The organism is Vibrio sp. Evd11 (assembly GCF_900382755.1).
GTDB classification, from domain to species: Bacteria; Pseudomonadota; Gammaproteobacteria; order Enterobacterales; family Vibrionaceae; genus Vibrio; species Vibrio lentus.
On the sequence record NZ_OSDX01000009.1, the window covers coordinates 34,657 to 56,390 of the forward strand.

The window sequence follows — 21,734 nt, forward strand, 5'->3', positions numbered from 1 at the left end:
CAAGCTGATTCTCAGCTCACTCGCTTTACTGAGGTCGATACTATTTCAGGTCGATGCTGTTCAGTCGTCCCATAAAGATAAGCAGCTCAATCACGTCTTTGTGGGCCTCAAGGAGCGCTCGTTTGGTTTGGCTGTAGGCGGCGAGTCGCCCGTGCTTCCTTATAGAACATACTTTGGTTTTGTATTTGTATTCACCACTTTCAGAGAATACGCGCCACTTAGCGATGTAGCATTCGTCTCTATGTTCAGGATCTGTCTGAGTAGGGTTTGGTTTGAATACTATTTTAGGCTCTAAACTGTGCGGTAAACGTGTCATCAGATAGGGCTCTCTAAGGACTTTTGGCCAAAACTTTCCCCAGAGCTTTCTGCCAAGCTCATCTCTTAACTTGATGGTTTTCTTTAGTGCTTTGTCTTCACCCATACGAACAAAACCGACAGAACGATGTAAGACCGTATCTTCAGGAGTATGGATGTGGATTTTAAAAGCGGTTTGGCCTTTCGATATAAATCGATAACCGGTCGCACCAATTAGATTATTCTGGCTCATAGTTTGCTAAATGATGATTATGTTATTAATAAGGTTACGACAAATACGTTAAAACCGAAACTAATCATCATGAAAAAAATAAAGCCTTAACAAAAGTGCTAAGGCTTTATTAGAAACTATGAAGCGAGGGTGACGCTAACTACATGATTTTCTGCATCACATCACCAATTTGAATGCTTCCAGCTAGGCTAGGTTGATCAATCGTGAGTTCGGCTTCATTTTCATAAACACGAGAAACCGTCAGCGTGATATCACTTTGAGATACCTTGTTACGCGGTAAACCTCTTTGGTCGATAAACGAACCTGTGTGCCACAGTTGCAGTTTGTCACCTTTCTGCACGCCATGCATTCGCCCTAAGTCAATGGTCACCGTATTGCCAAATACCGCGGCAACCTCTGGAAGGGTGATCTTACAAGATACTTCAGATTCTAAGTCCAACATAATATTACGACTGACGCGCAGCATCATACTGCCGTAGGTCGATGCCCAGAAGCGAGCGCTGCGGGTGTCGACTTCACTGGTCTTAGCAAATGGCCACTTAGCTACTTCACGATAGCTGCGGTTGTAAACCTGATGACCCGTCTTACCGTCAAAGACTTGCATCTCTAACGCAAATTGTCGGTTGATAACATCGTCCTTTAACAGCTTAGATTCAATCGTTGCGGTTAAGTCGGTAATGTCGCCACCAATGATGTATTGCGCCCCCGTATCTTGAGCAATCATTTTGATCACTTCTGGTTGGCGCTTATCAATGTCGAAGTCGGTCGTGCCCACTGAAACAAAACTGCGAGACTCTTGCGCTAATTGTCGGTCTACAACATGGCTGAAGTCATCACCAATGTTATAGATTCGCCCCATAACGGCTTGCTGCGGGGAGGTAACATCAATATTACCGACGAGAAATGTCTTTTTGTATTGGCTCTCATGGCAAGCATTTGCCGAAGGATAGATGTCGATCCTTGCGGTGATCATTAAATTGCCACCGCGAGTTTTCTCTTTCTGAACCAAGATGTAGCGAACTTCATGGTTAGTAAATTGAAATTCTTTTTTATTCGAATCTAGATAGGGCGTGAGGTTGGAGATACTACCAATATCAGCACCTGAGAACTGCACCGCTTTATATACAGCGTCTTCCAGCGCGTGAATGCGTGCGCTTTCTTCCGACGATACGATGGCTGCTGTACCGGTAACTTCATACCAAGAGGCATGGGCACTGAAGCTTATGGTTATCAGTGAACTTATTGAAAATAAGTAAGATATTATTTTTTTCATCTATTCGTTACCAGTTGGGTATAAATATTGCTTAACAAATAACTATAAGCTTGAAGCTGACTTAAGTGCGTTTTTCTTAATCTGAACCATTAATGAAAAGCAAAGACTGTTCCAACATTGTAATCCATTGAAAAGAATAATGGTGAGAACATATTGGAACAGGTAGCACTAAATATATCTGGAGATAAGAGAATGAAAAACTGGCTCGTAGTAATGAGTGTCATGTTGATGACATCATGTGCTTATTCGCCCATCTATAACGGCAAGTCTGAATATTCAGGCAGTCAGTTTATGTTGATGGACAGCCCTCGTCATACCATGGATTTTTTCGTGGAAAGTATGACTGAAGATCTGATCATTTCGAATACGAGCATTTCAGCGAGAACGCCAATTGCTATCACTTCGTTCGTTGACCTGCAGCATATGGACACAACAAACTGGCTAGGTAATTCAGTTTCAGAAGGCTTCATTCACCAATTTCAGCGTCGTGGCTTTAAGGTCGTCGATTTCAAAACAACAGGCTCTATTCAAGTGACTCACCAAGGTGACTTCGCGTTAAGCCGTGATTGGAAAGACCTCGCACAAGAACAAGACGTGCAATACGTACTAACAGGTACGATGCTACGCCAAGAGGGCGGTGTGCTTGTGAATGCTCGTGTGGTGGGTATGCAAACCCGCATTGTGGTGGCTTCTGCGCAAGGCTTCTTACCTGCAGACCGTATCGGTCGCGACCTAGATACTCTGAACAGTATTCGAACTCAAGATGGCGTTATCATTCGTTCTGATCCAACGATGACTCAGCCATACACTGTTATTCTTCGCCCTTAGGAGTTCGTGATGAAGAAGTTAATATTTGTTGTTGCTGCCTTACTGCTTGTTGGCTGCCAGCCATTGCAAAGTATGCGACCAGACGACTTCTTGGTTGCTGTTGGTTACGCAAGTATCAGTGAGCAATCAGGCCGTAACGACGAAGAAAAACGTATCCGTGCTATGCGAGCATCTAAAATTGATGCTTACCGTGAACTTGCTGAGCAAGTGTATGGCATGCGAGTGAGTGGCCGAGCTGAATTGTCAGATCAGCGCTTGGGTACCGAGCGAACGACAGGCGCTGTCGACGGCGTTATTCGTGGTGCAGAAGTGGTACGCAGTTACCCTGTCGGTGATAGTTACGTGACGGAGCTTCAGTTAGACATCCGTAAGATGGAACAACTGCGTAATTACGGTGAAGTTCAGGCTGTACCTGAGAAGAGACAACAAACGCTGTTCTAGTCTTTATGACCATTTAAGTTATATGACCGACGAGTTGTATAAGTGGCCCTTGCTTTCCAGATGGCAGGGCGGCAATAAATAACGACAGTGAATGTAAAAGCGGCAAGTATGAAAATACTTGCCGCTTTTTTGTATTTACAGGTTGGGTGCGGGATCTAGGCTTGGTATGAAAGATAAGTCGAGTAGGAAGTTAAGAATTGGTGTTGCGAAAGACGCAGGGTGAATTACGGTACTGGCTAGAGAATAGAGAATAGAGAATAGAGAATAGAGAATAGAGAATAGAGAAGTAGCTGGTGGCTTGGTTAGGCTTTAACGTTGGTACCAAGTGTAGAAATCGTATGCGTTTGACCACCGGCATTGTAGGTCATGCCGATCTTTCCGTGGCTTTGCTGCATCATATTGCTGAGTTTTTTAAAGCTGAGGTGTGCTCGATTCAAGGCTTCACCATTAACCAGGTTCGCTTGATGGCAATCGTACACAACAGATTTGATGGTTTTAACTAACTGAGCCAGATCTGGATTCTCGGTCAGTTCGGAGATATTGCTATGCGCTTCGATTCGTTGATCGGTTGTTCTTAATTGTTCAACTAGGACAACTTTCTCTTTAGCGATGCGTTCAATGTCGGTCGATTTTCGGCTAGTAATAGCGGTTTTCTCTGAATCTAATAGATCAGATAGGGCTTTGGCATTTTGAAGTTGAAAATTAACTAAATCTGCTAGTGCCGCCATAACGTTATCCTACTAAAACCTTAGTGCTCTTTAAGTGGAGATAGCTTGAACTAAGAATCTATCGCTTAAAGATCTTTTAATTCATTTTCGAACTTGATCATGTTGTCAGCCAGTTTCTCTGGGTCGACAGTGTATGAACCGTTCGCAATCGCTTCTTTGATCGCTGCGACTTTTACCGTGTCAAAGCTTGGTTGTGCTGCCATATCTTGTTGGAGCTGACCAATTGCTTTGCTTTGTTGACTCAGTGAAACCGCGTCTTTGCTTGTCGGTGATTTAGCTGCAACATCAGAACGTGATGCCTGAGAGCTAGAATCAGAGCGCGCTGCTGATCGGTTTGTGGTCGTTAGGGTTTGCCCTGAACGAATATTATCGATGCCTGCCATAGTTAAGCCTTTTTCTTCAAAAATGGGAACCTGTACAGTCAATATCGACCAAGGGTTCGATTACTTTAGCAATTTTTAGCCCAATAGTCGAAAAGGGGCAAAACACCGCAGCCGTCATATTCAGCGTTAGAATTGAGAGTAAAATCACTAACGATTACCACCCATTTAGAAGTAAAGCGTTAAAAGTAAACCGTGACTTCAGACATGTTGGTAACAATACCTTCGATTATACGCTGAGATTTGTCATTTTTCACTCTTACTTGATCGCCCATCGAGCCATCAGTTAACGCAGTACCTTTGGTGGTAATGGTCATGCCACCTTTTACTGCCTGTATGATAACCTTCTCATTTCGGCACACGACACAGATATCACCTCGTTCAACAACATCACCGGGTCGCATGTTCTTTTTCACTTTTGCACCAATCACTTGTTGTGGAGCGGTGAAACCTTGACGACGAAACTTGTTAAGCGAAATCATGGCGGTGGTGACATCGTATTGACCGACGATCTCGCCTCTGGCTAAAGAACGGGTGGTGGTAACGAGTGGTACCGACATTGAAAGTCGAACAGGCACGTAAATCCGCCACTCATCCGGTATACATTGCACTAAAACCGTAATGCTACTGCGGGTATTCGTGGTAGTTGAAGCACTGGTTTCAAGAGGGATTGGGCAATCTGTTGCTTTTACTCTTGAGTCGATATTTGCTGCATTAACAAGGAGTTCGCCACCTTGAGGCTGCTCAATGGTCTCAAAGATGTGTTGTTCCGCCGCAGACTGAATCATTTCAATTTGTTCTGGAGTCGCAGCTTGTATAAAAAAACTAAACAATATTGACAAAATGCCGATAAACTTAGCGACAGTTTTAAAAGTAGCTCTACACATTGCTATAGAAAAAGGAGGCAGATTTGTTTTACGATGCGTCATTCTGTTTCTCTGGTAGTTCGTAGCCTGCAGTAGACTAACACTTTTTATCCAAAAAAGTTTGATATGGAGATGAGCTCATGACGGGTATTCTTGATTCAGTGAATCAGCGTACGCAACTCGTCGGTCAAAACCGATTAGAATTACTAACCTTTCGCCTAATGGGGCGTCAGCGTTACGGCATAAATGTCTTTAAAGTAAAAGAAGTGCTTCAATGCCCTAAGCTGACAAAGATGCCAAACTTGAACCCACTAGTTAAAGGTGTAGCACACATTCGTGGCCAAACGATCTCAGTGATCGATTTGAGCTTAGCGATTGGTGGCCGTCCTACAACGGATGTTGAAAAGTGTTTTGTGGTTATCTCTGAGTTTAACCGAACCATTCAAGGTTTCTTGGTCAGTTCAGTAGAGCGCATTATTAACATGCACTGGGAATCGATCCTTCCGCCGCCAGATGGTGCAGGTAGAGCGAACTACCTGACAGCGGTAACCAACATTGACAATGAATTGGTAGAGATTCTTGATGTTGAAAAGATCCTTGCCGAAATTTCGCCTGTTGATGAAACAATGGACAGCAAGATTGCTGAAGACATTGCGAAAGTTGAACAAGAGAAACCATTAGTTCGCCGCATCTTGATTGCTGATGACTCTACGGTTGCTCGTAAGCAGGTTCAGCGTGCAATTGAGTCGATCGGTTTTGAAGTGATCTCAGTGAAAGATGGTAAAGAAGCCTATGAAAAGCTGGTGCAGATGTCATCAGAAGGCAGTATTTACGATCAAATTTCATTGGTGATCTCGGATATCGAAATGCCTGAAATGGACGGCTATACGCTGACTGCAGAGATTCGCCGTCATGCAGAGCTAAAAGACTTATACGTAATTTTACACTCATCATTGAGTGGTGTATTTAACCAAGCCATGGTTGAGCGTGTAGGAGCTAACTCCTTCATCGCGAAATTCAACCCTGATGAGCTTGGTGCAGCGGTTAAAGCTGCGTTAACTAACTAAAAGAGACATTAATGACTGCTATAACAATAAGTGATCAAGAGTATCGCGATTTCAGCCGTTTCTTAGAATCTCAATGTGGCATTGTATTAGGTGATAGCAAGCAGTACTTAGTGCGCAGCCGCCTAAGCCCATTAGTAACGAAGTTTAATTTAGCGTCGTTATCTGATTTGTTGAGAGATGTAGTAACAGGTCGAAACCGTGAGTTGAGAGTGGCAGCAGTCGATGCTATGACGACGAACGAGACACTTTGGTTCCGAGATACTTACCCGTTTGCTGTACTTGCGGATAAGCTTCTACCGGAAATAGCGGCAAATAAACGTCCTATTAAGATTTGGTCTGCGGCAAGCTCTTCAGGCCAAGAAGCATACTCAATGGCAATGACGATTCTTGAAACTCAAGCACGCAAGCCGGGTATGTTGCCAAACGTGTCGATCACGGGAACAGATATCTCAGCGAGTATGTTGGATATGTGTCGTAAAGGCGCTTATGACAATCTAGCGCTGGGTCGAGGCCTTTCTCCTGAACGTCGCCGTACCTTCTTTGAAGATGCGGGTGATGGCCGCATGAAAGTTAAAGATAATGTGAAGCGTATGGTCAATTTCCGTCCGCAGAACTTGATGGACAGCTATGCCTTACTCGGTAAGTTCGACATCATTTTTTGTCGTAACGTATTGATTTACTTCTCGCCTGACATGAAGGCGAAGGTACTGAACCAAATGGCAAACAGCCTAAACCCTGGTGGCTATCTGCTATTGGGTGCTTCAGAATCGTTAACAGGTTTAACCGACCGTTTTGAAATGGTTCGTTGTAACCCTGGCATTATCTACAAATTAAAGTAATTGCTGGCACTACATAAGGTGTAACGTTACTGTTTAATTTCAAAACCCAGCCTAGTGCTGGGTTTTCTTTTTTCCGCTAAAGCTATATCTTTAAGTCAGAGTGACATTCCAATTTACTCTGTTTTTTGGCTTGTATATTGCAAGTTTACCCACGAGTAACCTGTAAAAGTATTGATAGCCCGCTTTGTTTTAAAAGTTGGTATACATATTGCTTTGGTTATCTCATAACAGTCAGTTCTTGAGTTGAGGTTTACATGGCTATTTCTTTTGGCAATGCTTTGGGCATTCACCAACACACGGTTGGTGTACGTGAGCGTAACGCTGAGGTGCTTTCCACCAATATCGCGCAAGCCAACACGCCTGGGTATAAAGCAAAAGGATTAGACTTTAAGAAATCACTGCAAGCGGCAAGTTCTGGGGCAAGCATTGGTCTTAGTCGTACAGATGGTCGGCACATTTCTGCCTCAACAACGGTGAACGGGGAAACGAAGTATCGAATTCCTACCCAACCTGATACAGGAGATGGCAACACGGTTGATTTGGATTTGGAAAGAAACCTTTTCATGCAAAACCAAATTAGGCATCAAGCCTCTCTCGACTTCTTAGGAAGTAAGTTCAAGAATTTAACTAAAGCGATTAAAGGGGAATAATTAGATGAGTTTATTCAATGTATTCAATGTGACTGGTTCTGCGATGAGTGCTGAATCTGTTCGTCTAAATACGACCTCGAGCAACCTTGCGAACGCGGACAGTGTAAGTAGTTCTGCTGAAGAAACTTACAAGGCTCGTCACGCAGTGTTCGGCGCTGAGTTAAATAAAGCACGCAACAGTGGTCACACTGTGCCTGTGAAAGTATTAGGTATTGTGGAAAGCGATAAGCCGCTGAGCGCGGAGTACAACCCGGATCACCCATTAGCGAATAACGAAGGCTATATCTACAAGCCTAACGTGAACGTTATGGAAGAAATGGCAAACATGATTTCGGCATCACGTGCGTACCAAACAAACGTGCAGGTTGCTGACTCGAGTAAACAAATGCTGCTGCGTACGCTGCAGATGGGTCAATAAGGATAAGGAGGTAGCACATGGCTGGAATCAACAACAATGTTGGTCAAAGCGGCTTGTCCTATGTTGACCAGCTGAAGAGTCTTCAAGATGGCGCTAAAAAGCCCGACGAAACAACAGGTAAGCAGGATCTTAAACAAGAAGACTTCTTATCTTTGTTGACTAAGCAATTAGCACAACAAGACCCTTTTAAGCCGGTTAGCAATGACCAGATGATTGCGCAAATGGCTTCATTTGCGACCGTAGATGGCATTGGCAAAATGAATACACAGTTTGAAAGCTTGAATTCATCAATGACTTCTAACCAAGCATTACAGGCTTCCTCTTTGGTTGGCCGCGATGTATTGGTTCCTGGTGCGGCAGGTGTGAAACCCGGTGATGGCGGTATGGCGTCCATGGTTAAGCTTCCTCAAGCAATGGACAATGTAATTGTTCGTGTTGAGAACGAAGTTGGCCAATTGGTTCGCACTTTTGATATCGGCTCTAAACCATCAGGCGACACACGTGTTGAATGGGACGGAAAAGACGAAGACGGTAACCCATTGCCGGCTGGTAAATACAACGTGAAAGCGTCGGGTTTACTGGATGGCGAGAACACAGAGTTCCAAGTGTCGAGTTATGCGAACGTGAACAGTGTGCTTCTTGGTAAGGGTGATGGCAACGTACTACTCAATCTGGCTGGTTTCACATCGCCAGTACGACTTGCTGAAGTACTAGAAGTTGGTAAAGCGTAACGCTTTAAAAGAGTGATTATGCTAGCTAGAGAGATTAGGAGAATATTGGAATGTCATATGTAGCTTTAAGCGGTCTATCCGCTGCACAACTAGACCTGAATACAACCAGTAACAACATTGCGAACGCAAACACATTCGGCTTTAAAGAGTCGCGTGCGGAGTTTGGCGATGTTTACTCAAGTTCGTTATTCACTAACGCAAAAACGACGGCAGGTGGCGGTGCGCAAGCTAGCCAAGTGGCGCAACAGTTCCATGAAGGTTCAAGTATTTATACTAACAACCCGATGGACTTACGTGTAAGTGGTACAGGTTTCTTTGCAGTATCGAAAGACCGTATGGTACCGGAGATCAATGAACTAACGCGTAATGGTGCATTTCACCTAAACAAAGACAACTACATGGTTACTGCTAACGATGAGTTTCTTTTAGGTTACGATGTTGATCCAAACTCGGGTGAAGTTCTTTCTTACGCGCCAAAGCCACTCGACATTCCTGCTGAGTTTGGTAAGCCAAAACAGACAGAAAACATTGAAGTAGGGGTTAACCTTCCTGCAAACGGTGATCTTAAAGACCCGGCTGCATTTAACTTCAAAGATGCAGATACCTATAACCGTGCAACGTCTTCGACGGTATACGATTCTATGGGTCAGTCTTACAAGTTAACGACTTACTACCTCAAAGATCAGACTCAACCAAACACTTGGCAGACGTACTACACCATGTCAGATGAGAACGGTGAAAAGCCGGTCAACATTACTGGTGGTGATGCGACAAATGCACAAGGTCATGTTGGTCACACCATGAAGTTCAACAATGACGGTACGTTGGCGAGCCTTAACAATGGCCAGCCAATTAACTCTGAAGCACTAGGTGCTGGAGCGAACCCAATTGATCTGAACGGTGCTGATCCAACGCAAGTGCTTAAGTTTGGTCTAGATTCGTCAACTCAGTTTGCTGCTCCATTTGAACTGACTAAGTTCGATGAAGATGGCGCTACAACAGGTTTCTTAACCAAAATCGATTTCGATGAGTACGGCAGTGTTTTAGGTACTTACTCAAATGGTGAAAACGTGATGCTTGGCCGTGTAGGCTTGGTTCGTGTACCCAATGAGCAAGGTCTAGATAAGAAAGGCGGCACTCAGTGGGATTCTACTAATGACTCAGGTTCTAAAATCTGGGGTGAATCGAACAAAGGTTCATTTGGTAGTATCAACAACGGCTCACTAGAGCAGTCGAACATCGATATGACTCAAGAACTGGTTGATTTGATTTCTGCTCAACGCAACTTCCAAGCGAACTCGCGTTCTCTAGAAGTACACAACCAACTGCAACAGAATATTCTTCAGATTCGTTAATCGTTTCGAGCGTTTGAATCATCTGCGAATACCCAATTCAATGTTATTGAGTTGGGTATTGTTGGTGAATCTGATATGGCAGTTTACTTTTCTATTTGCCGCCCTTATTGCCGCACGGTAATGCCACTGGCAACAATTCTTCCTCAATGATCCTTTTGTGATCCCTCTTCTTAGTCGTTTTTCTATTTAAATTATTGATAAATAACAGTTAAAAATATTGGCACAGTGTTTGCTTTATTAGCCCCAGAAGATGATTTTTGGAGCAAAATTATGGATCGCGCACTGTTTCTTGCCATGAGTGGCGCTAAGCAAAATATGCAAGCTTTGCAGCTACGTGCAAACAACCTTGCCAACGTAAGTACAACGGGTTTCCGTGCTGATTTAGCACAAGCACGTTCAATGCAAGCGTACGGTGAAGGCATGCCTACTCGTGTTTTCAGCATGACAGAACGTCCGGGTCATAATTTCGCACAAGGTAGTGTGGTCACCACTGGCCGCGATCTTGATGTCACGATACAAGGTGATGGCTGGATTTCGGTAATGGACAACACTGGCCGTGAAGGTTTAACACGTAACGGTAACCTAAAGGTTGATCAAAACGGTTTGCTAACCAACGCAAGCGGTCATTTGGTGTTAGGCGAGAACGACGCACCTATCACACTACCTATTCCTATCAGTAAAGTAGAAATCGGCACAGACGGTACCATTTCGGTGATTCCTCAAGGCGCTCCAGCTGAAGAATTAGCGATTGTCGACCGTATCAAACTTGTGCGTCCAGATAATCAAAGCTTATTTAAAGACACGAATGGTCTATTCCGTTCGAAAAACCCAGATCAGGCATACGAAGCAGATGCAGCGGTAACGTTGCTAAAAGGTGCCATCGAAGGCAGTAACGTAAATGCTGTCGGTGAAATGACCAGCCTAATTGACTTACAACGTCAATTCGAAATGCAGGTCAAGATGATGAGCACAGCAGAGGAAATGGACAAGTCGTCTGATTCACTGCTTCGTATGAGCTAATAGAATTTAAAGGAATTTGCTATGCATCCAGCATTATGGGTAAGTAAAACAGGTTTAGACGCCCAACAAACCAATATCTCAACAATTTCAAACAACCTTGCCAACGCCTCAACCATTGGCTTTAAAAAGAGCCGTGCGGTATTTGAAGATCTGTTCTATCAGAACATCAATCAGCCGGGTGGCCAATCTTCTCAGAATACTGAGCTGCCAAGTGGTTTGATGTTGGGTGCTGGTTCTAAAGTTGTGGCAACTCAAAAAGTTCACACTCACGGTAACGCACAAACGACATCGAACAGCTTAGATATGATGATCGAAGGTGATGGCTTCTTCCAAGTGGAAATGCCAGACGGTGAAACAGGCTACAGCCGAAATGGTCAGTTCACACTGAACGGTGATGGCGCGATCGTAACTTCGGGCCAAGGTTATGCTCTGCAACCAGAAATCGTTATTCCTGAAGATGCGATTTCGGTGACGGTTGGTAACGATGGTGAAGTGTCGGTTCGTCTACGTGGTGAGCAAAACAACGTCGTGGTTGGCCAAATCACCATTACTGACTTCGTAAACCCAGGTGGTTTAGAGCCAGTAGGTCAAAACCTTTACTTACCAACGGGCGCAAGTGGCGATCCGCAAGAGGGTGTTCCGGGCTTTGATGGCTTGGGTAACATCCGTCAGTCGATGCTAGAAACATCGAACGTAAACGTAACCGAAGAGCTGGTTAACATGATTGAAGCTCAACGTGTTTACGAAATGAACTCAAAAGTTATCTCGTCAGTAGACAAGATGATGAGCTTTGTTAACCAACAGCTGTAATTGGTTTATTTGCCGTTTACTGACTTATTTACAATTAATAGATCTGTTTTTAATGAATAGACGAGTTTCTACTCATTGATCTATTTACCATCGCCTGCTGAGAGTATATCGCCATGAAACGTATTTTTTGTTTAGCTCTGTTTCTGTCTATGACAGGCTGTTCTGTACTGGATCCCATCGAAACTCCAGCACAAGAAAACGCGACTACAGTGGTTGATGCAGTAGAAGGTGATAAGTCGGCTGAAGAGAGCTCTGGTATTATTGACACACTTCGTGGCAGAACCGATCCAATCGCGGGCGACCCTGCATGGGCACCAATCAACCCAAAGAAGAAACCTGAACACTATGCCGCAGCGACAGGTTCGCTGTTCAATGTGAGCCATATTGGCAGCATGTATGACGACTCAAAACCTCGCGGTATTGGTGACATCATTACAGTTGCACTCGATGAAAATACTCGAGCAACAAAAAAAGCCAACGCAGACATGTCTAAGTCGAACGACGCATCAATGGAACCATTGGCTGTTGGCGGCCAAGAGCTAACCATAGACAAGTACAATTTCTCTTACGACCTGAGCAACACCAACACCTTTGCTGGTGATACCTCAGCCAACCAAAGTAACAGCATCAGCGGCTACATCACCGTAGAAGTGATCGAAGTGTTAGCCAATGGCAACCTCGTGGTTCGTGGTGAAAAGTGGATGACACTGAACACAGGCGATGAGTATATCCGCCTAAGTGGCACCATCCGCCCTGACGATATTGATTTCGAGAATACCATTGCTTCGAACCGAGTTTCTAACGCGCGAATTCAGTACTCAGGTACTGGTGTTCAGAAAGATATGCAAGAGCCAGGATTCTTGGCACGATTCTTTAATGTATCTTTGTAGAGTTTGAGACAGTGTCGACATACTGACACTCCCAGAATTATTTGATTTCAAGCTAACTCATTATAAATTAAAGCAATACAGACAGGTTACTCAATGAAAAAACTGACACTCGTACTATTCGGCATGCTATTTCTTGCCACCAGTGCCCATGCTGCGCGTATTAAAGACGTGGCAAAAGTGGCGGGTGTTCGTAGTAACCAACTTGTCGGCTATGGTCTGGTCACAGGTTTGCCGGGTACCGGTGAGACAACTCCCTTTACCGATCAAACGTTTAACGCAATGCTGCAAAATTTTGGCATTCAATTGCCGCCTGGCACCAAGCCAAAAACAAAAAACGTAGCGGCCGTTATCGTTACCGCTGAACTTCCGGCATTCTCTAAGCAAGGTCAGGAAGTTGACGTAACAGTATCTTCTATCGGTTCAGCAAAAAGCCTTCGTGGTGGTACCTTGCTACAGACCTTCCTAAAAGGTTTAGATGGTCAAGTATACGCGGTAGCACAAGGTAACTTGGTGGTAAGTGGTTTTAGTGCTCAAGGTAATGACGGCTCTAAAATCGTCGGTAACAACCCTAATGTCGGCATCATCTCTAGCGGTGCGACGGTTGAACAAGAGATCCCAACCCCATTCGGTCGTGGCGATTACATCACTTTCAACTTAATCCAATCAGATTTCACAACCGCTCAACGTTTGGCTGATGCGGTGAATAATTTCCTAGGCCCACAAATGGCTTCAGCGGTTGACGCGACGTCAGTAAAAGTTCGCGCTCCTCGAGAAATCAGCCAACGCGTGGCTTTCTTATCGGCAATCGAAAACATCGAATTTGATCCTGCAGAGGGTTCTGCAAAAATCATTGTTAACTCTCGTACCGGTACTATTGTGGTTGGTAAGCACGTTCGCCTAAGAGCGGCGGCGGTAACCCACGGTGGTATGACGGTTGCAATCAAAGAAAACCTCAACGTAAGCCAACCGAATGCATTCTCTGGTGGCCAAACGGTAGTAGTTCCTGATTCTGATATCGAAATCACCGAAGCTGATGGCAAGATGTTCAAATTTGAACCGGGCCTAACGCTGGACGATTTGGTACGCGCAGTCAATGAAGTAGGCGCTGCACCTTCTGATTTAATGGCAATCCTTCAAGCACTGAAACAAGCGGGTGCAATTGAAGGCCAATTGATCATTATCTAAGGAATAAAGCATGATTAAGAATAACAATGACATCGGCTTTATTCACGACATCGGCAGTTTAGACCGTCTTCGTCAACAAGCGGTAAACGGTGAGGAAGGCAGCGAGAAAGAAGCATTAACCGCTGCGGCAAAACAGTTTGAATCCATTTTTACGTCGATGTTGTTTAAGTCGATGCGTGATGCGAACTCTAGCTTTAAATCAGATATGCTAAACAGCCAGAACGAGCAGTTTTATCGTCAGATGCAAGATGACCAAATGGCGAGCGAACTCAGTGCTTCAGGTTCATTAGGCCTTGCGGATATGATCGTAGCTCAATTAAGCGCGGGTCAAGCAAGTGATGCGACAGAAGACAAGGTTCGCAGTGAAGGTTTTGATACCTCACTGGAAAGACCTCAGTATTCAGGTCGTTCAGAAGAGAGAGCATCTGAAATTCAATCTGCTTCCGCTGTTAAACAACCCGCATCTTTCGATTCTCCAGAATCGTTTGTTGCCTCAATGAAGCCTTACGCTGAAAAAGCGGCGAGCGCACTCGGTGTTGATTCGTCACTGCTATTAGCACAAGCGGCACTTGAAACAGGTTGGGGTTCTAAGATGATTAAGAACTCTTTGGGCAACAGCAACAACCTATTCAACATCAAAGCAGATAGAAGTTGGAAGGGTGATAAGGTCGCGACTCAAACACTTGAGTTCCATGGTAAAACAGCCGTTAAAGAGTCAGCTTCTTTCCGTTCTTACTCTAATTTCGAAGATAGCTTTAATGATTACGTGAAGTTCTTGAACGAAAACCCAAGATACGAAACAGCGCTACAGCATCAAGGCAATTCAGAGAATTTCATCAAAGGCATTCATCAGGCAGGTTACGCAACCGACCCTAACTATGCAGACAAGGTTTTACGAGTTAAAGCCAAGATCGATGAGATGAACTAGCGTCGTCAATCAACATAGAGAGCTTCCTACTGGCAGGCTCTTTTCTTATCCGCCCCTTTCGAATTTGCCACTCCTTTCATCGTTATCTCCTTACACTTCAATAAATTATTGTCTTTTAACTCTCCGTTATTTCTATTGGCACATATATTGCTAAATATCTTAATAATAAGCTGTAGTAGTTAATCAGTTCATGCTGATTTTGTTAAGTTTTTTGGGGGCATTATGGCGTCGGATCTTCTGAATGTAGGGGCACAAAGTGTTCTTACGGCTCAGAGACAGCTCAACACCACAGGTCATAACATTTCTAACGCCAACACAGAGGGCTATAGCCGCCAGTCTGTGATTCAAGGTGTGAATGACCCGCGCCAGTACGGTGGGCAATCCTACGGTATGGGTGTGCATGTGGAAAATGTTCGCCGCTCTTGGGATCAGTTTGCCGTCAAAGAACTTAACTTATCGACAACCAATGCCGCCAACAAAGGCGATACCGAAGCCAACCTCGATATGCTGTCGAGCATGTTGTCGTCGGTCGCTTCAAAGAAGATTCCAGAAAACCTCAACGAATGGTTTGATTCTGTTAAGACTCTCGCCGATACCCCGAATGATGTGGGTGCGCGTAAAGTCGTTTTAGAAAAAGCAGGACTTGTAACTAAAACCTTGAATGAATTTCATGAAACGGTACGTCAACAGTCTGATTCTACGAACAAAAAATTAGAAGTCGGCATTGAACGAGTAAACCAAATTGCGGTTGAGATTCGTGACGTTCAGCGTCTGATGATGCGAACACCAGGGCCTCACAATGATTTACGAGATCAGCACGAAAAGTTGATCAATGAGCTATCTGGCTACACCAAAGTGACGGTAACGCCGCGCTCTAATGCGGAAGGATTTAACGTCCATATTGGTAATGGTCATACCTTGGTTTCTGGTAGTGAAGCAAGTCAACTGAAGCTGGTTGATGGTTTGCCTGATACGCATCAGCGTCGATTAGCGATAGTTGAAGGCAAGTCTTTGAAGCCGATTACCAGTAATGATATCGATGGGAAAATCGGTGCCATGCTCGATATGCGAGACGAACATATTCCTGGCATCATGGACGAACTTGGACGTTTGGCGACGGCTTTCTCTGAGAGAGTAAACTCACTTCAATCACAAGGTTTGGATCTCAATGGTAACGTTGGCCAAAATATTTTCACCGATGTGAACTCTGAGCGCGTGGCGAAATCACGCGTGACGGCTGGCAGCCAATCAAAGGCTGATGTTGCCGTTTATATTGATGACACCTCGGCTTTAAAAGGCGGCGAGTACGGTCTTAAATATGACGGTAGCGACTATGTCGTGACCAAGCCTGACGGTGAAACGGTCAAAGTCAGCACGAATGCAGCGGGCAATGCTTTTTATCTAGATGGTATGCGAGTCGAAGTTCGAAACCCGCCTGAATTGGGTGAGAAGCTGTTACTGCGTCCAACTCGTAACTTTGCTGCTCAGATTCAGATGGAAACCAAAGACCCAAGAGATATTGCCGCACAAAGTTATGAGGCATCGACTACGTTTGCGAAAGGTTCGGCGGGGTTCAAGATCCTAGCGGCCGGTCAATTGCGTGAGTTTGAAGTGATTGTTTCACCAAAAGGTGAGCAGTTTGCCGTGACTGACCCGAAAGGTAATATTTTAATGCAGCCGCAGCCGTACCCACCTGAAGGTCCGGTTACGATTAATGGCACGACTTTCGAGTTGACCGCTGGGGCTGTGGCAAACGATAAATTTACGGCAAACATTGTCCCATCAGAGGGTGATAACGGTAACTTGCGTAAACTGCAAGATCTCCAAACTGGAAAGATCTTGAATGATGGTGAGTCTACGATTTTAGACCTTTACCACAACTTGAATACCAATACGGGCCTGAAAGCGTCGACGGCAAATCGCTTAAGCGACATTGCCACCTTAGAAAAGGAATCCGCTCAGGAACGTATTGCTTCAGTGTCGGGGGTTAACCTCGATGAAGAAGCTGCAAATATGATGAAATTTCAGCAAGCGTATATGGCTTCTTCACGCATCATGCAAGCAGCCAATGATACGTTCAATACTATTTTGGCTCTGAGGTAGGAATATAAATGTTGAATCGTATCTCTAGCTTCCACAACTACCAATCTGTTCAGAACGATTTGCGCCGTCAAGAGAACAAGATACATCACAACCAAGCACAACTTGCTTCCGGTAAGAAGTTGCAGTCTCCAAGTGATGACCCTCTTGCGACCCACTATTTACAAAATATTGGTCAGCAATCAGAACAGCTTAAACAATATAGTGACGCGATCGTCTTGGTTCGTAATCGATTGGAACATCATGAGGTATTGGTCTCCAACACCGAGGGCTTTGCTGATGAAGCAAAACGAACCGTGATGGAAATGATTAACGGTGCGCTCTCTCCAGAGGACCGTTTAGCGAAGAAGCGCGAGATCCAAGAACTATCGAATAACTTTCTGCATCTAGCTAACTCTCAAGATGAGTCGGGTAACTATACGTTTGCGGGTACTAAGCCGAAGAATCAACCCTTTTTTAGAGATAACCAAGGCAACGTCAGTTATCAGGGCGATGACTATCAGCGAAAGATGCGTGTAGCGAGTAGCTTCGAGATGGCGATGAATGATCCGGGCAGCAAGTTATTTATGGAAATAGATAACCCGTTTGGTGATTACGAACCGCAGTATGAGCTTGAACCCGCTTCTGAGTTACTTTTGGAACGTGCGACGAACTCAGCTGAAGATGGGTCAACGTATAAAGTGACGTTCGTTGATATGCAGACAGGAAATTATGCTTATCAACTTGAAAAAGATGGCGCAGTGGTAGCCGCAGAAGATTTTGATCCTTCGACTGGCATTGTCTATGAAGGGCTGAATATCCAAATCAAAGGCCAAATTACTAAAGGCGATTCGATCACCTTAGAGCCGAGAGAGACCTTCTCTATCTTTGATACGTTCAAAGAAGCGGCTGAGCAGGCTGAAAACCCGGTATCGGATGCATCAGCAACAGCGAAATTGCACCAAGTAACTGAAGAGTTCCACGCTGCGTTTATCCATTTGACCAAGGCAAGAACCGATGTTGGTGCGCGTTTAAGTACGCTGGATATTCAAGAGCAGCAACATGAAGATTTTAAGTTGTCTTTAGCGAAAGCAAAAAGCACCTTTGAAGACTTGGATTACTCGAAGGCCATCATTGAGTTCAATGAAAACTCTCGAGCATTGCAAGCTTCTCAACAAGCGTTTGGTAAAACCAAAGACCTGACCTTGTTTAATTATATTTGATAATTAATCGGTATTTAGTGGTGAACTAACACTCACCATTGAAGTTAGATTCTTTGCCATATGTGCTATGCCGTATGCGCGAATCACTTCAACCTTTGCCGGTTTTTTATACAGGATATCATCTGTTTGAGAATAGCGGCAAAAAGCGGCAATGGGCGAATGAAGATACTTTTTGTTCCCCAAGCTAGTAAAACCAAATCGAGTTAAGTTTTAATTTAAGTGATTGATTTTATGTATATTAAAAATTAATCAAAACAGTATTAAACTTGGCATATAACTTGTATATGTGTTGGTCATAAAATGATTTATACAGATCTTAAACCCTGCATAGGGTTTAGCGAGTAATACACGGTCAGTGCTTATCCATATGAGAGTAAAGCTGGCCGCTTCGCAGAAAGTTTGCGAACTCATAAGGAGAGCAAAATGGCTATTAATGTAAGCACTAACGTTTCTGCTATGACAGCACAGCGTTACCTAAATAAAGCGTCTAATGATTTAGCGACCTCTATGGAGCGTTTGTCATCAGGGCATAAAATCAACAGCGCGAAAGACGATGCAGCCGGTCTGCAAATCTCGAACCGTTTAACGGCGCAATCACGTGGTTTAGACGTGGCAATGCGTAATGCCAACGATGGTATTTCAATTGCACAAACCGCTGAAGGCGCGATGAACGAATCAACCAACGTACTACAACGTATGCGTGATCTGGCGATTCAATCATCAAACGGTACGAACTCGGCAGCGGAACGTACAGCGCTTAATGAAGAGTCTTCGGCACTTCAAGATGAGCTAAACCGTATCGCGGAAACGACCTCATTTGGTGGCCGTCGTCTGTTGAATGGTTCATTTGGTGAGGCCTCTTTCCAGATAGGTTCTAGTTCTGGTGAAGCAATGATTATGGGACTCACTAGTGTTCGTGCTGATGACTTCCGTATGGGTGGTACAACGTTTGATTCTGAAAACGGTAAAGACAAAAGTTGGGAAGTACCAGCACAAGCTCGCGATCTTAAGTTTGAATTTAGAACCAAAGCAGGTGAAGACATCGTTTTAGATATCAATACCAAAGCGGGTGATGATATCGAAGAGCTTGCTACTTACATTAATGGTCAATCTGATCTTGTGAACGCATCGGTGACCGATGATGGTCGCATACAACTATTCGTTGCTGAACCTGACCTTGACGGTGCAATGTCGATCTCTGGTGGCCTAGCATCTGAGCTAGGTATTAAGAGTGAAGGCCGTGCAACATCGGTTCAAGATATCAGCCTGACTAGCGTTGCAGGTTCACAAAACGCAATCAGCGTAATTGATTCTGCAATGAAGTATGTAGATTCACAGCGTGCTGATTTGGGTGCTAAACAGAACCGTCTAAGCCACAGTATTAATAACTTGGCGAACGTTCAAGAGAACGTAGACGCTTCTAACAGCCGAATCAAAGATACGGACTTTGCGAAAGAGACGACGCAAATGACCAAATCACAAATTCTGCAACAAGCAGGTACTTCGATACTTGCTCAAGCAAAACAGTTGCCTAACTCTGCAATGACACTATTGCAATAGTTATTGGTTGAACTTGCTGTTTGTGTTCAGACGTGAGCCATACAGCAAGGGATACTGGCAAGCATACTTACTATGAGTGTTTAGCTCTCTCATCTCTCACCTGCTATTCATTTTTACGGTAAGAATGCAACGGCGAGTCAGAAATGTGTTCATTTCTCGATGATCTCCACACAGGCTCTGACCTGCCAACTAGCCCCGGTTCTCTCAAAGGAAAAGGGGCTTTTTCCTTTCTGTTTTTTATTTCTCTGTTTCCTATCTTTCTTATTTCTATCTTTTTGTTTTCCTGTCTTTTGCGTTTCCCGCTGGCTTCTAACTTTAGATTTCTGATCCTTCTGTTTCAATTCAACCCATTTTCTTGGTTACAAACGCTCTCCTTGGCTAGATAAATTGCACAATCTTTATGCCCATCTGCGATCTTTGGTGATTGATCATTTCTGAGCTTTGACTAATTTGAACGACAGTTAGCGTGTTTTTTGAACAAGTTAGGATCTTTAGCCCATTAAATCCGATAGCTGTTTTAGAAAAGTGATAAACTTAAATTGCTGATAAATAAAGAGTTAATATTTTATTTGTGGTTTTTTAAAAGTTTTTCTAAAGCTTCGGGATTTTGAGCCGTTATTAAAAGTAACTTTGAGAGAACTACTTGGTTTTCCGAGACGTCGGAAACCGCTATACCGGAAAATCAATTGGAGAAATCACCATGGCAGTGAATGTAAATACAAACGTTTCAGCGATGACTGCGCAACGTTACCTAAACAACGCAAACAGCGCACAACAAACATCAATGGAGCGCCTAGCTTCAGGTTCTAAAATCAACAGCGCGAAAGATGACGCTGCGGGCCTACAAATCTCTAACCGTTTGAACGTTCAGAGCCGCGGCCTTGATGTTGCTGTTCGTAACGCGAACGACGGTATCTCTATTGCACAAACTGCTGAAGGTGCAATGAACGAGACAACCAACATCCTGCAACGTATGCGTGACTTGTCTCTACAATCTTCAAACGGCTCAAACTCAAAATCTGAGCGTGTAGCGATTCAAGAAGAAGTAACAGCACTAAACGACGAACTGAACCGTATTGCGGAAACCACGTCTTTTGGTGGCAACAAGCTGCTTAACGGTACTCACGGTACTAAATCATTCCAAATCGGTGCGGATAACGGTGAAGCGGTAATGCTTCAACTGAAAGATATGCGCTCTGATAACGCTCAGATGGGTGGTAAGAGCTACCAAACTGAGAACGCGAAAGACAAAGACTGGAACGTTCAAGCTGGCGCAAACGACCTAAAAATGTCGTTCACCGATAACTTCGGCCAAGCACAAGAAATCGATGTGTCTGCGAAAGCGGGCGACGACATCGAAGAGCTAGCAACGTACATCAACGGTCAACAAGACTCTGTTAAAGCGTCTGTAACTGAAGACGGTAAGCTACAAATGTTTACTGGTAACAACAAAGTTGAAGGCGAAGTGGCATTTTCTGGCAGCCTTGCTGGTGAACTAGGCATGCAGCCTGGCAAAGATGTAACGGTTGATACTATCGACGTGACATCAGTTGGTGGCGCACAAGAGTCTGTAGCAGTCATCGATGCGGCACTTAAGTACGTAGACAGCCACCGTGCTGAACTGGGTGCTTTCCAAAACCGTTTCGACCACGCTATCAGCAACTTAGACAACATTAACGAGAACGTTAACGCATCTAAGAGCCGTATTAAAGATACCGATTTCGCGAAAGAAACGACTCAGATGACTAAATCTCAGATCCTTTCTCAAGCTTCAAGCTCGATCCTTGCTCAAGCGAAGCAAGCACCGAACTCGGCACTTAGCCTACTAGGTTAATCGATTGAAAGGCCACGTTGCCATGTTGGTTATAAGCGCTGTTGATCATAAGCGTTGTTGATCATAAACGTTAACGTTAGGC

22 protein-coding genes are annotated in these 21,734 nt (G+C 44.3%); 17 read left to right on the forward strand and 5 right to left on the reverse strand.

Annotated features, from left to right (window positions below):
- Positions 1–40: 40 nt before the first annotated feature.
- Both ED652_RS05770 and ED652_RS05775 read right to left on the reverse strand, forming a co-directional pair.
- Entirely contained in the window at positions 41–547 is a 507-nt protein-coding gene (locus ED652_RS05770; RefSeq protein WP_004736164.1) for a hypothetical protein, read from the reverse strand.
- Positions 548–686: 139 nt separating this feature from the next.
- Entirely contained in the window at positions 687–1,820 is a 1,134-nt protein-coding gene (locus ED652_RS05775) for a flagellar assembly protein FlgT (RefSeq protein ID WP_017106340.1), read from the reverse strand.
- A 192-nt stretch (positions 1,821–2,012) separates the two neighbouring features.
- Here ED652_RS05775 and ED652_RS05780 point away from each other — a divergent pair, with 192 nt between their 5' ends.
- Both ED652_RS05780 and flgP read left to right on the forward strand, forming a co-directional pair.
- Complete coding sequence (locus ED652_RS05780) at positions 2,013–2,648, forward strand: FlgO family outer membrane protein (RefSeq protein ID WP_017106341.1); 636 nt, start codon at positions 2,013–2,015, stop codon at positions 2,646–2,648.
- Between the two features lie 9 nt (positions 2,649–2,657).
- Positions 2,658–3,089, forward strand: coding sequence for a flagellar assembly lipoprotein FlgP (gene flgP / locus ED652_RS05785; RefSeq protein ID WP_017106342.1), 432 nt, complete (start codon positions 2,658–2,660; stop codon positions 3,087–3,089).
- 302 nt (positions 3,090–3,391) lie between these two features.
- Here flgP and flgN read toward each other — a convergent pair whose 3' ends face one another.
- The 3 genes from flgN to flgA form a co-directional block, all read right to left on the reverse strand.
- Positions 3,392–3,817, reverse strand: a complete 426-nt coding sequence (gene flgN, locus ED652_RS05790) for a flagella synthesis protein FlgN (RefSeq protein WP_017106343.1) — start codon at positions 3,815–3,817, stop codon at positions 3,392–3,394.
- Positions 3,818–3,882: 65 nt separating this feature from the next.
- Complete coding sequence (gene flgM / locus ED652_RS05795) at positions 3,883–4,200, reverse strand: flagellar biosynthesis anti-sigma factor FlgM (protein WP_162929920.1); 318 nt, start codon at positions 4,198–4,200, stop codon at positions 3,883–3,885.
- A 179-nt stretch (positions 4,201–4,379) separates the two neighbouring features.
- Entirely contained in the window at positions 4,380–5,126 is a 747-nt protein-coding gene (gene flgA, locus ED652_RS05800) for a flagellar basal body P-ring formation chaperone FlgA (RefSeq protein ID WP_065104909.1), read from the reverse strand.
- A gap of 77 nt (positions 5,127–5,203) precedes the next feature.
- Between flgA and ED652_RS05805 the strand changes: the two genes are divergently transcribed.
- From ED652_RS05805 to ED652_RS05880, 15 genes are all read left to right on the forward strand, one after another.
- Positions 5,204–6,130, forward strand: a complete 927-nt coding sequence (locus ED652_RS05805) for a chemotaxis protein CheV (RefSeq protein ID WP_017106345.1) — start codon at positions 5,204–5,206, stop codon at positions 6,128–6,130.
- A gap of 11 nt (positions 6,131–6,141) precedes the next feature.
- Positions 6,142–6,969, forward strand: a complete 828-nt coding sequence (locus ED652_RS05810) for a protein-glutamate O-methyltransferase (protein ID WP_017110142.1) — start codon at positions 6,142–6,144, stop codon at positions 6,967–6,969.
- Between the two features lie 254 nt (positions 6,970–7,223).
- Positions 7,224–7,619 carry a flagellar basal body rod protein FlgB gene (gene flgB, locus ED652_RS05815; RefSeq protein WP_122053818.1) on the forward strand — a complete coding sequence of 132 codons (396 nt, stop codon included), beginning with the start codon at positions 7,224–7,226 and terminating at the stop codon, positions 7,617–7,619.
- 4 nt (positions 7,620–7,623) lie between these two features.
- Positions 7,624–8,037 carry a flagellar basal body rod protein FlgC gene (flgC, locus tag ED652_RS05820; RefSeq protein WP_004736176.1) on the forward strand — a complete coding sequence of 138 codons (414 nt, stop codon included), beginning with the start codon at positions 7,624–7,626 and terminating at the stop codon, positions 8,035–8,037.
- Between the two features lie 17 nt (positions 8,038–8,054).
- Complete coding sequence (flgD, locus tag ED652_RS05825) at positions 8,055–8,768, forward strand: flagellar hook assembly protein FlgD (protein ID WP_004736177.1); 714 nt, start codon at positions 8,055–8,057, stop codon at positions 8,766–8,768.
- 50 nt (positions 8,769–8,818) lie between these two features.
- Positions 8,819–10,123 carry a flagellar hook protein FlgE gene (gene flgE, locus ED652_RS05830; protein ID WP_017076830.1) on the forward strand — a complete coding sequence of 435 codons (1,305 nt, stop codon included), beginning with the start codon at positions 8,819–8,821 and terminating at the stop codon, positions 10,121–10,123.
- Between the two features lie 270 nt (positions 10,124–10,393).
- Positions 10,394–11,143, forward strand: coding sequence for a flagellar basal body rod protein FlgF (locus ED652_RS05835; RefSeq protein WP_004736179.1), 750 nt, complete (start codon positions 10,394–10,396; stop codon positions 11,141–11,143).
- Positions 11,144–11,164: 21 nt separating this feature from the next.
- Positions 11,165–11,953: a flagellar basal-body rod protein FlgG gene (flgG, locus tag ED652_RS05840; protein WP_004736180.1), complete on the forward strand. Its 789-nt coding sequence runs from the start codon at positions 11,165–11,167 to the stop codon at positions 11,951–11,953.
- A 113-nt stretch (positions 11,954–12,066) separates the two neighbouring features.
- Positions 12,067–12,843, forward strand: coding sequence for a flagellar basal body L-ring protein FlgH (gene flgH / locus ED652_RS05845; RefSeq protein WP_017106349.1), 777 nt, complete (start codon positions 12,067–12,069; stop codon positions 12,841–12,843).
- A 93-nt stretch (positions 12,844–12,936) separates the two neighbouring features.
- Positions 12,937–14,028: a flagellar basal body P-ring protein FlgI gene (locus tag ED652_RS05850; RefSeq protein ID WP_122053819.1), complete on the forward strand. Its 1,092-nt coding sequence runs from the start codon at positions 12,937–12,939 to the stop codon at positions 14,026–14,028.
- Between the two features lie 10 nt (positions 14,029–14,038).
- Complete coding sequence (gene flgJ, locus ED652_RS05855) at positions 14,039–14,956, forward strand: flagellar assembly peptidoglycan hydrolase FlgJ (RefSeq protein ID WP_122053820.1); 918 nt, start codon at positions 14,039–14,041, stop codon at positions 14,954–14,956.
- Positions 14,957–15,178: 222 nt separating this feature from the next.
- Positions 15,179–17,059, forward strand: coding sequence for a flagellar hook-associated protein FlgK (gene flgK, locus ED652_RS05860; RefSeq protein ID WP_122053821.1), 1,881 nt, complete (start codon positions 15,179–15,181; stop codon positions 17,057–17,059).
- An 8-nt stretch (positions 17,060–17,067) separates the two neighbouring features.
- On the forward strand, positions 17,068–18,258 hold the full coding sequence (gene flgL, locus ED652_RS05865) for a flagellar hook-associated protein FlgL (protein WP_122053822.1): 1,191 nt from the start codon (positions 17,068–17,070) through the stop codon (positions 18,256–18,258).
- Positions 18,259–18,681: 423 nt separating this feature from the next.
- Entirely contained in the window at positions 18,682–19,818 is a 1,137-nt protein-coding gene (locus ED652_RS05870; RefSeq protein WP_122053823.1) for a flagellin, read from the forward strand.
- A 700-nt stretch (positions 19,819–20,518) separates the two neighbouring features.
- Positions 20,519–21,652 carry a flagellin gene (locus tag ED652_RS05880; protein WP_004736189.1) on the forward strand — a complete coding sequence of 378 codons (1,134 nt, stop codon included), beginning with the start codon at positions 20,519–20,521 and terminating at the stop codon, positions 21,650–21,652.
- Positions 21,653–21,734 lie beyond the last annotated feature (82 nt).

What these genes read in the sequence shown, in the direction of transcription:
- ED652_RS05770 (WP_004736164.1), bottom strand. Translation starts at nt 547, where the DNA reads ATGAGCCAGAATAATCTAATTGGTGCGACCGGTTATCGATTTATATCG.
- ED652_RS05775 (WP_017106340.1), bottom strand. Translation starts at nt 1,820, where the DNA reads ATGAAAAAAATAATATCTTACTTATTTTCAATAAGTTCACTGATAACC.
- ED652_RS05780 (WP_017106341.1), top strand. Translation starts at nt 2,013, where the DNA reads ATGAAAAACTGGCTCGTAGTAATGAGTGTCATGTTGATGACATCATGT.
- flgP (WP_017106342.1), top strand. Translation starts at nt 2,658, where the DNA reads ATGAAGAAGTTAATATTTGTTGTTGCTGCCTTACTGCTTGTTGGCTGC.
- flgN (WP_017106343.1), bottom strand. Translation starts at nt 3,817, where the DNA reads ATGGCGGCACTAGCAGATTTAGTTAATTTTCAACTTCAAAATGCCAAA.
- flgM (WP_162929920.1), bottom strand. Translation starts at nt 4,200, where the DNA reads ATGGCAGGCATCGATAATATTCGTTCAGGGCAAACCCTAACGACCACA.
- flgA (WP_065104909.1), bottom strand. Translation starts at nt 5,126, where the DNA reads ATGACGCATCGTAAAACAAATCTGCCTCCTTTTTCTATAGCAATGTGT.
- ED652_RS05805 (WP_017106345.1), top strand. Translation starts at nt 5,204, where the DNA reads ATGACGGGTATTCTTGATTCAGTGAATCAGCGTACGCAACTCGTCGGT.
- ED652_RS05810 (WP_017110142.1), top strand. Translation starts at nt 6,142, where the DNA reads ATGACTGCTATAACAATAAGTGATCAAGAGTATCGCGATTTCAGCCGT.
- flgB (WP_122053818.1), top strand. Translation starts at nt 7,224, where the DNA reads ATGGCTATTTCTTTTGGCAATGCTTTGGGCATTCACCAACACACGGTT.
- flgC (WP_004736176.1), top strand. Translation starts at nt 7,624, where the DNA reads ATGAGTTTATTCAATGTATTCAATGTGACTGGTTCTGCGATGAGTGCT.
- flgD (WP_004736177.1), top strand. Translation starts at nt 8,055, where the DNA reads ATGGCTGGAATCAACAACAATGTTGGTCAAAGCGGCTTGTCCTATGTT.
- flgE (WP_017076830.1), top strand. Translation starts at nt 8,819, where the DNA reads ATGTCATATGTAGCTTTAAGCGGTCTATCCGCTGCACAACTAGACCTG.
- ED652_RS05835 (WP_004736179.1), top strand. Translation starts at nt 10,394, where the DNA reads ATGGATCGCGCACTGTTTCTTGCCATGAGTGGCGCTAAGCAAAATATG.
- flgG (WP_004736180.1), top strand. Translation starts at nt 11,165, where the DNA reads ATGCATCCAGCATTATGGGTAAGTAAAACAGGTTTAGACGCCCAACAA.
- flgH (WP_017106349.1), top strand. Translation starts at nt 12,067, where the DNA reads ATGAAACGTATTTTTTGTTTAGCTCTGTTTCTGTCTATGACAGGCTGT.
- ED652_RS05850 (WP_122053819.1), top strand. Translation starts at nt 12,937, where the DNA reads ATGAAAAAACTGACACTCGTACTATTCGGCATGCTATTTCTTGCCACC.
- flgJ (WP_122053820.1), top strand. Translation starts at nt 14,039, where the DNA reads ATGATTAAGAATAACAATGACATCGGCTTTATTCACGACATCGGCAGT.
- flgK (WP_122053821.1), top strand. Translation starts at nt 15,179, where the DNA reads ATGGCGTCGGATCTTCTGAATGTAGGGGCACAAAGTGTTCTTACGGCT.
- flgL (WP_122053822.1), top strand. Translation starts at nt 17,068, where the DNA reads ATGTTGAATCGTATCTCTAGCTTCCACAACTACCAATCTGTTCAGAAC.
- ED652_RS05870 (WP_122053823.1), top strand. Translation starts at nt 18,682, where the DNA reads ATGGCTATTAATGTAAGCACTAACGTTTCTGCTATGACAGCACAGCGT.
- ED652_RS05880 (WP_004736189.1), top strand. Translation starts at nt 20,519, where the DNA reads ATGGCAGTGAATGTAAATACAAACGTTTCAGCGATGACTGCGCAACGT.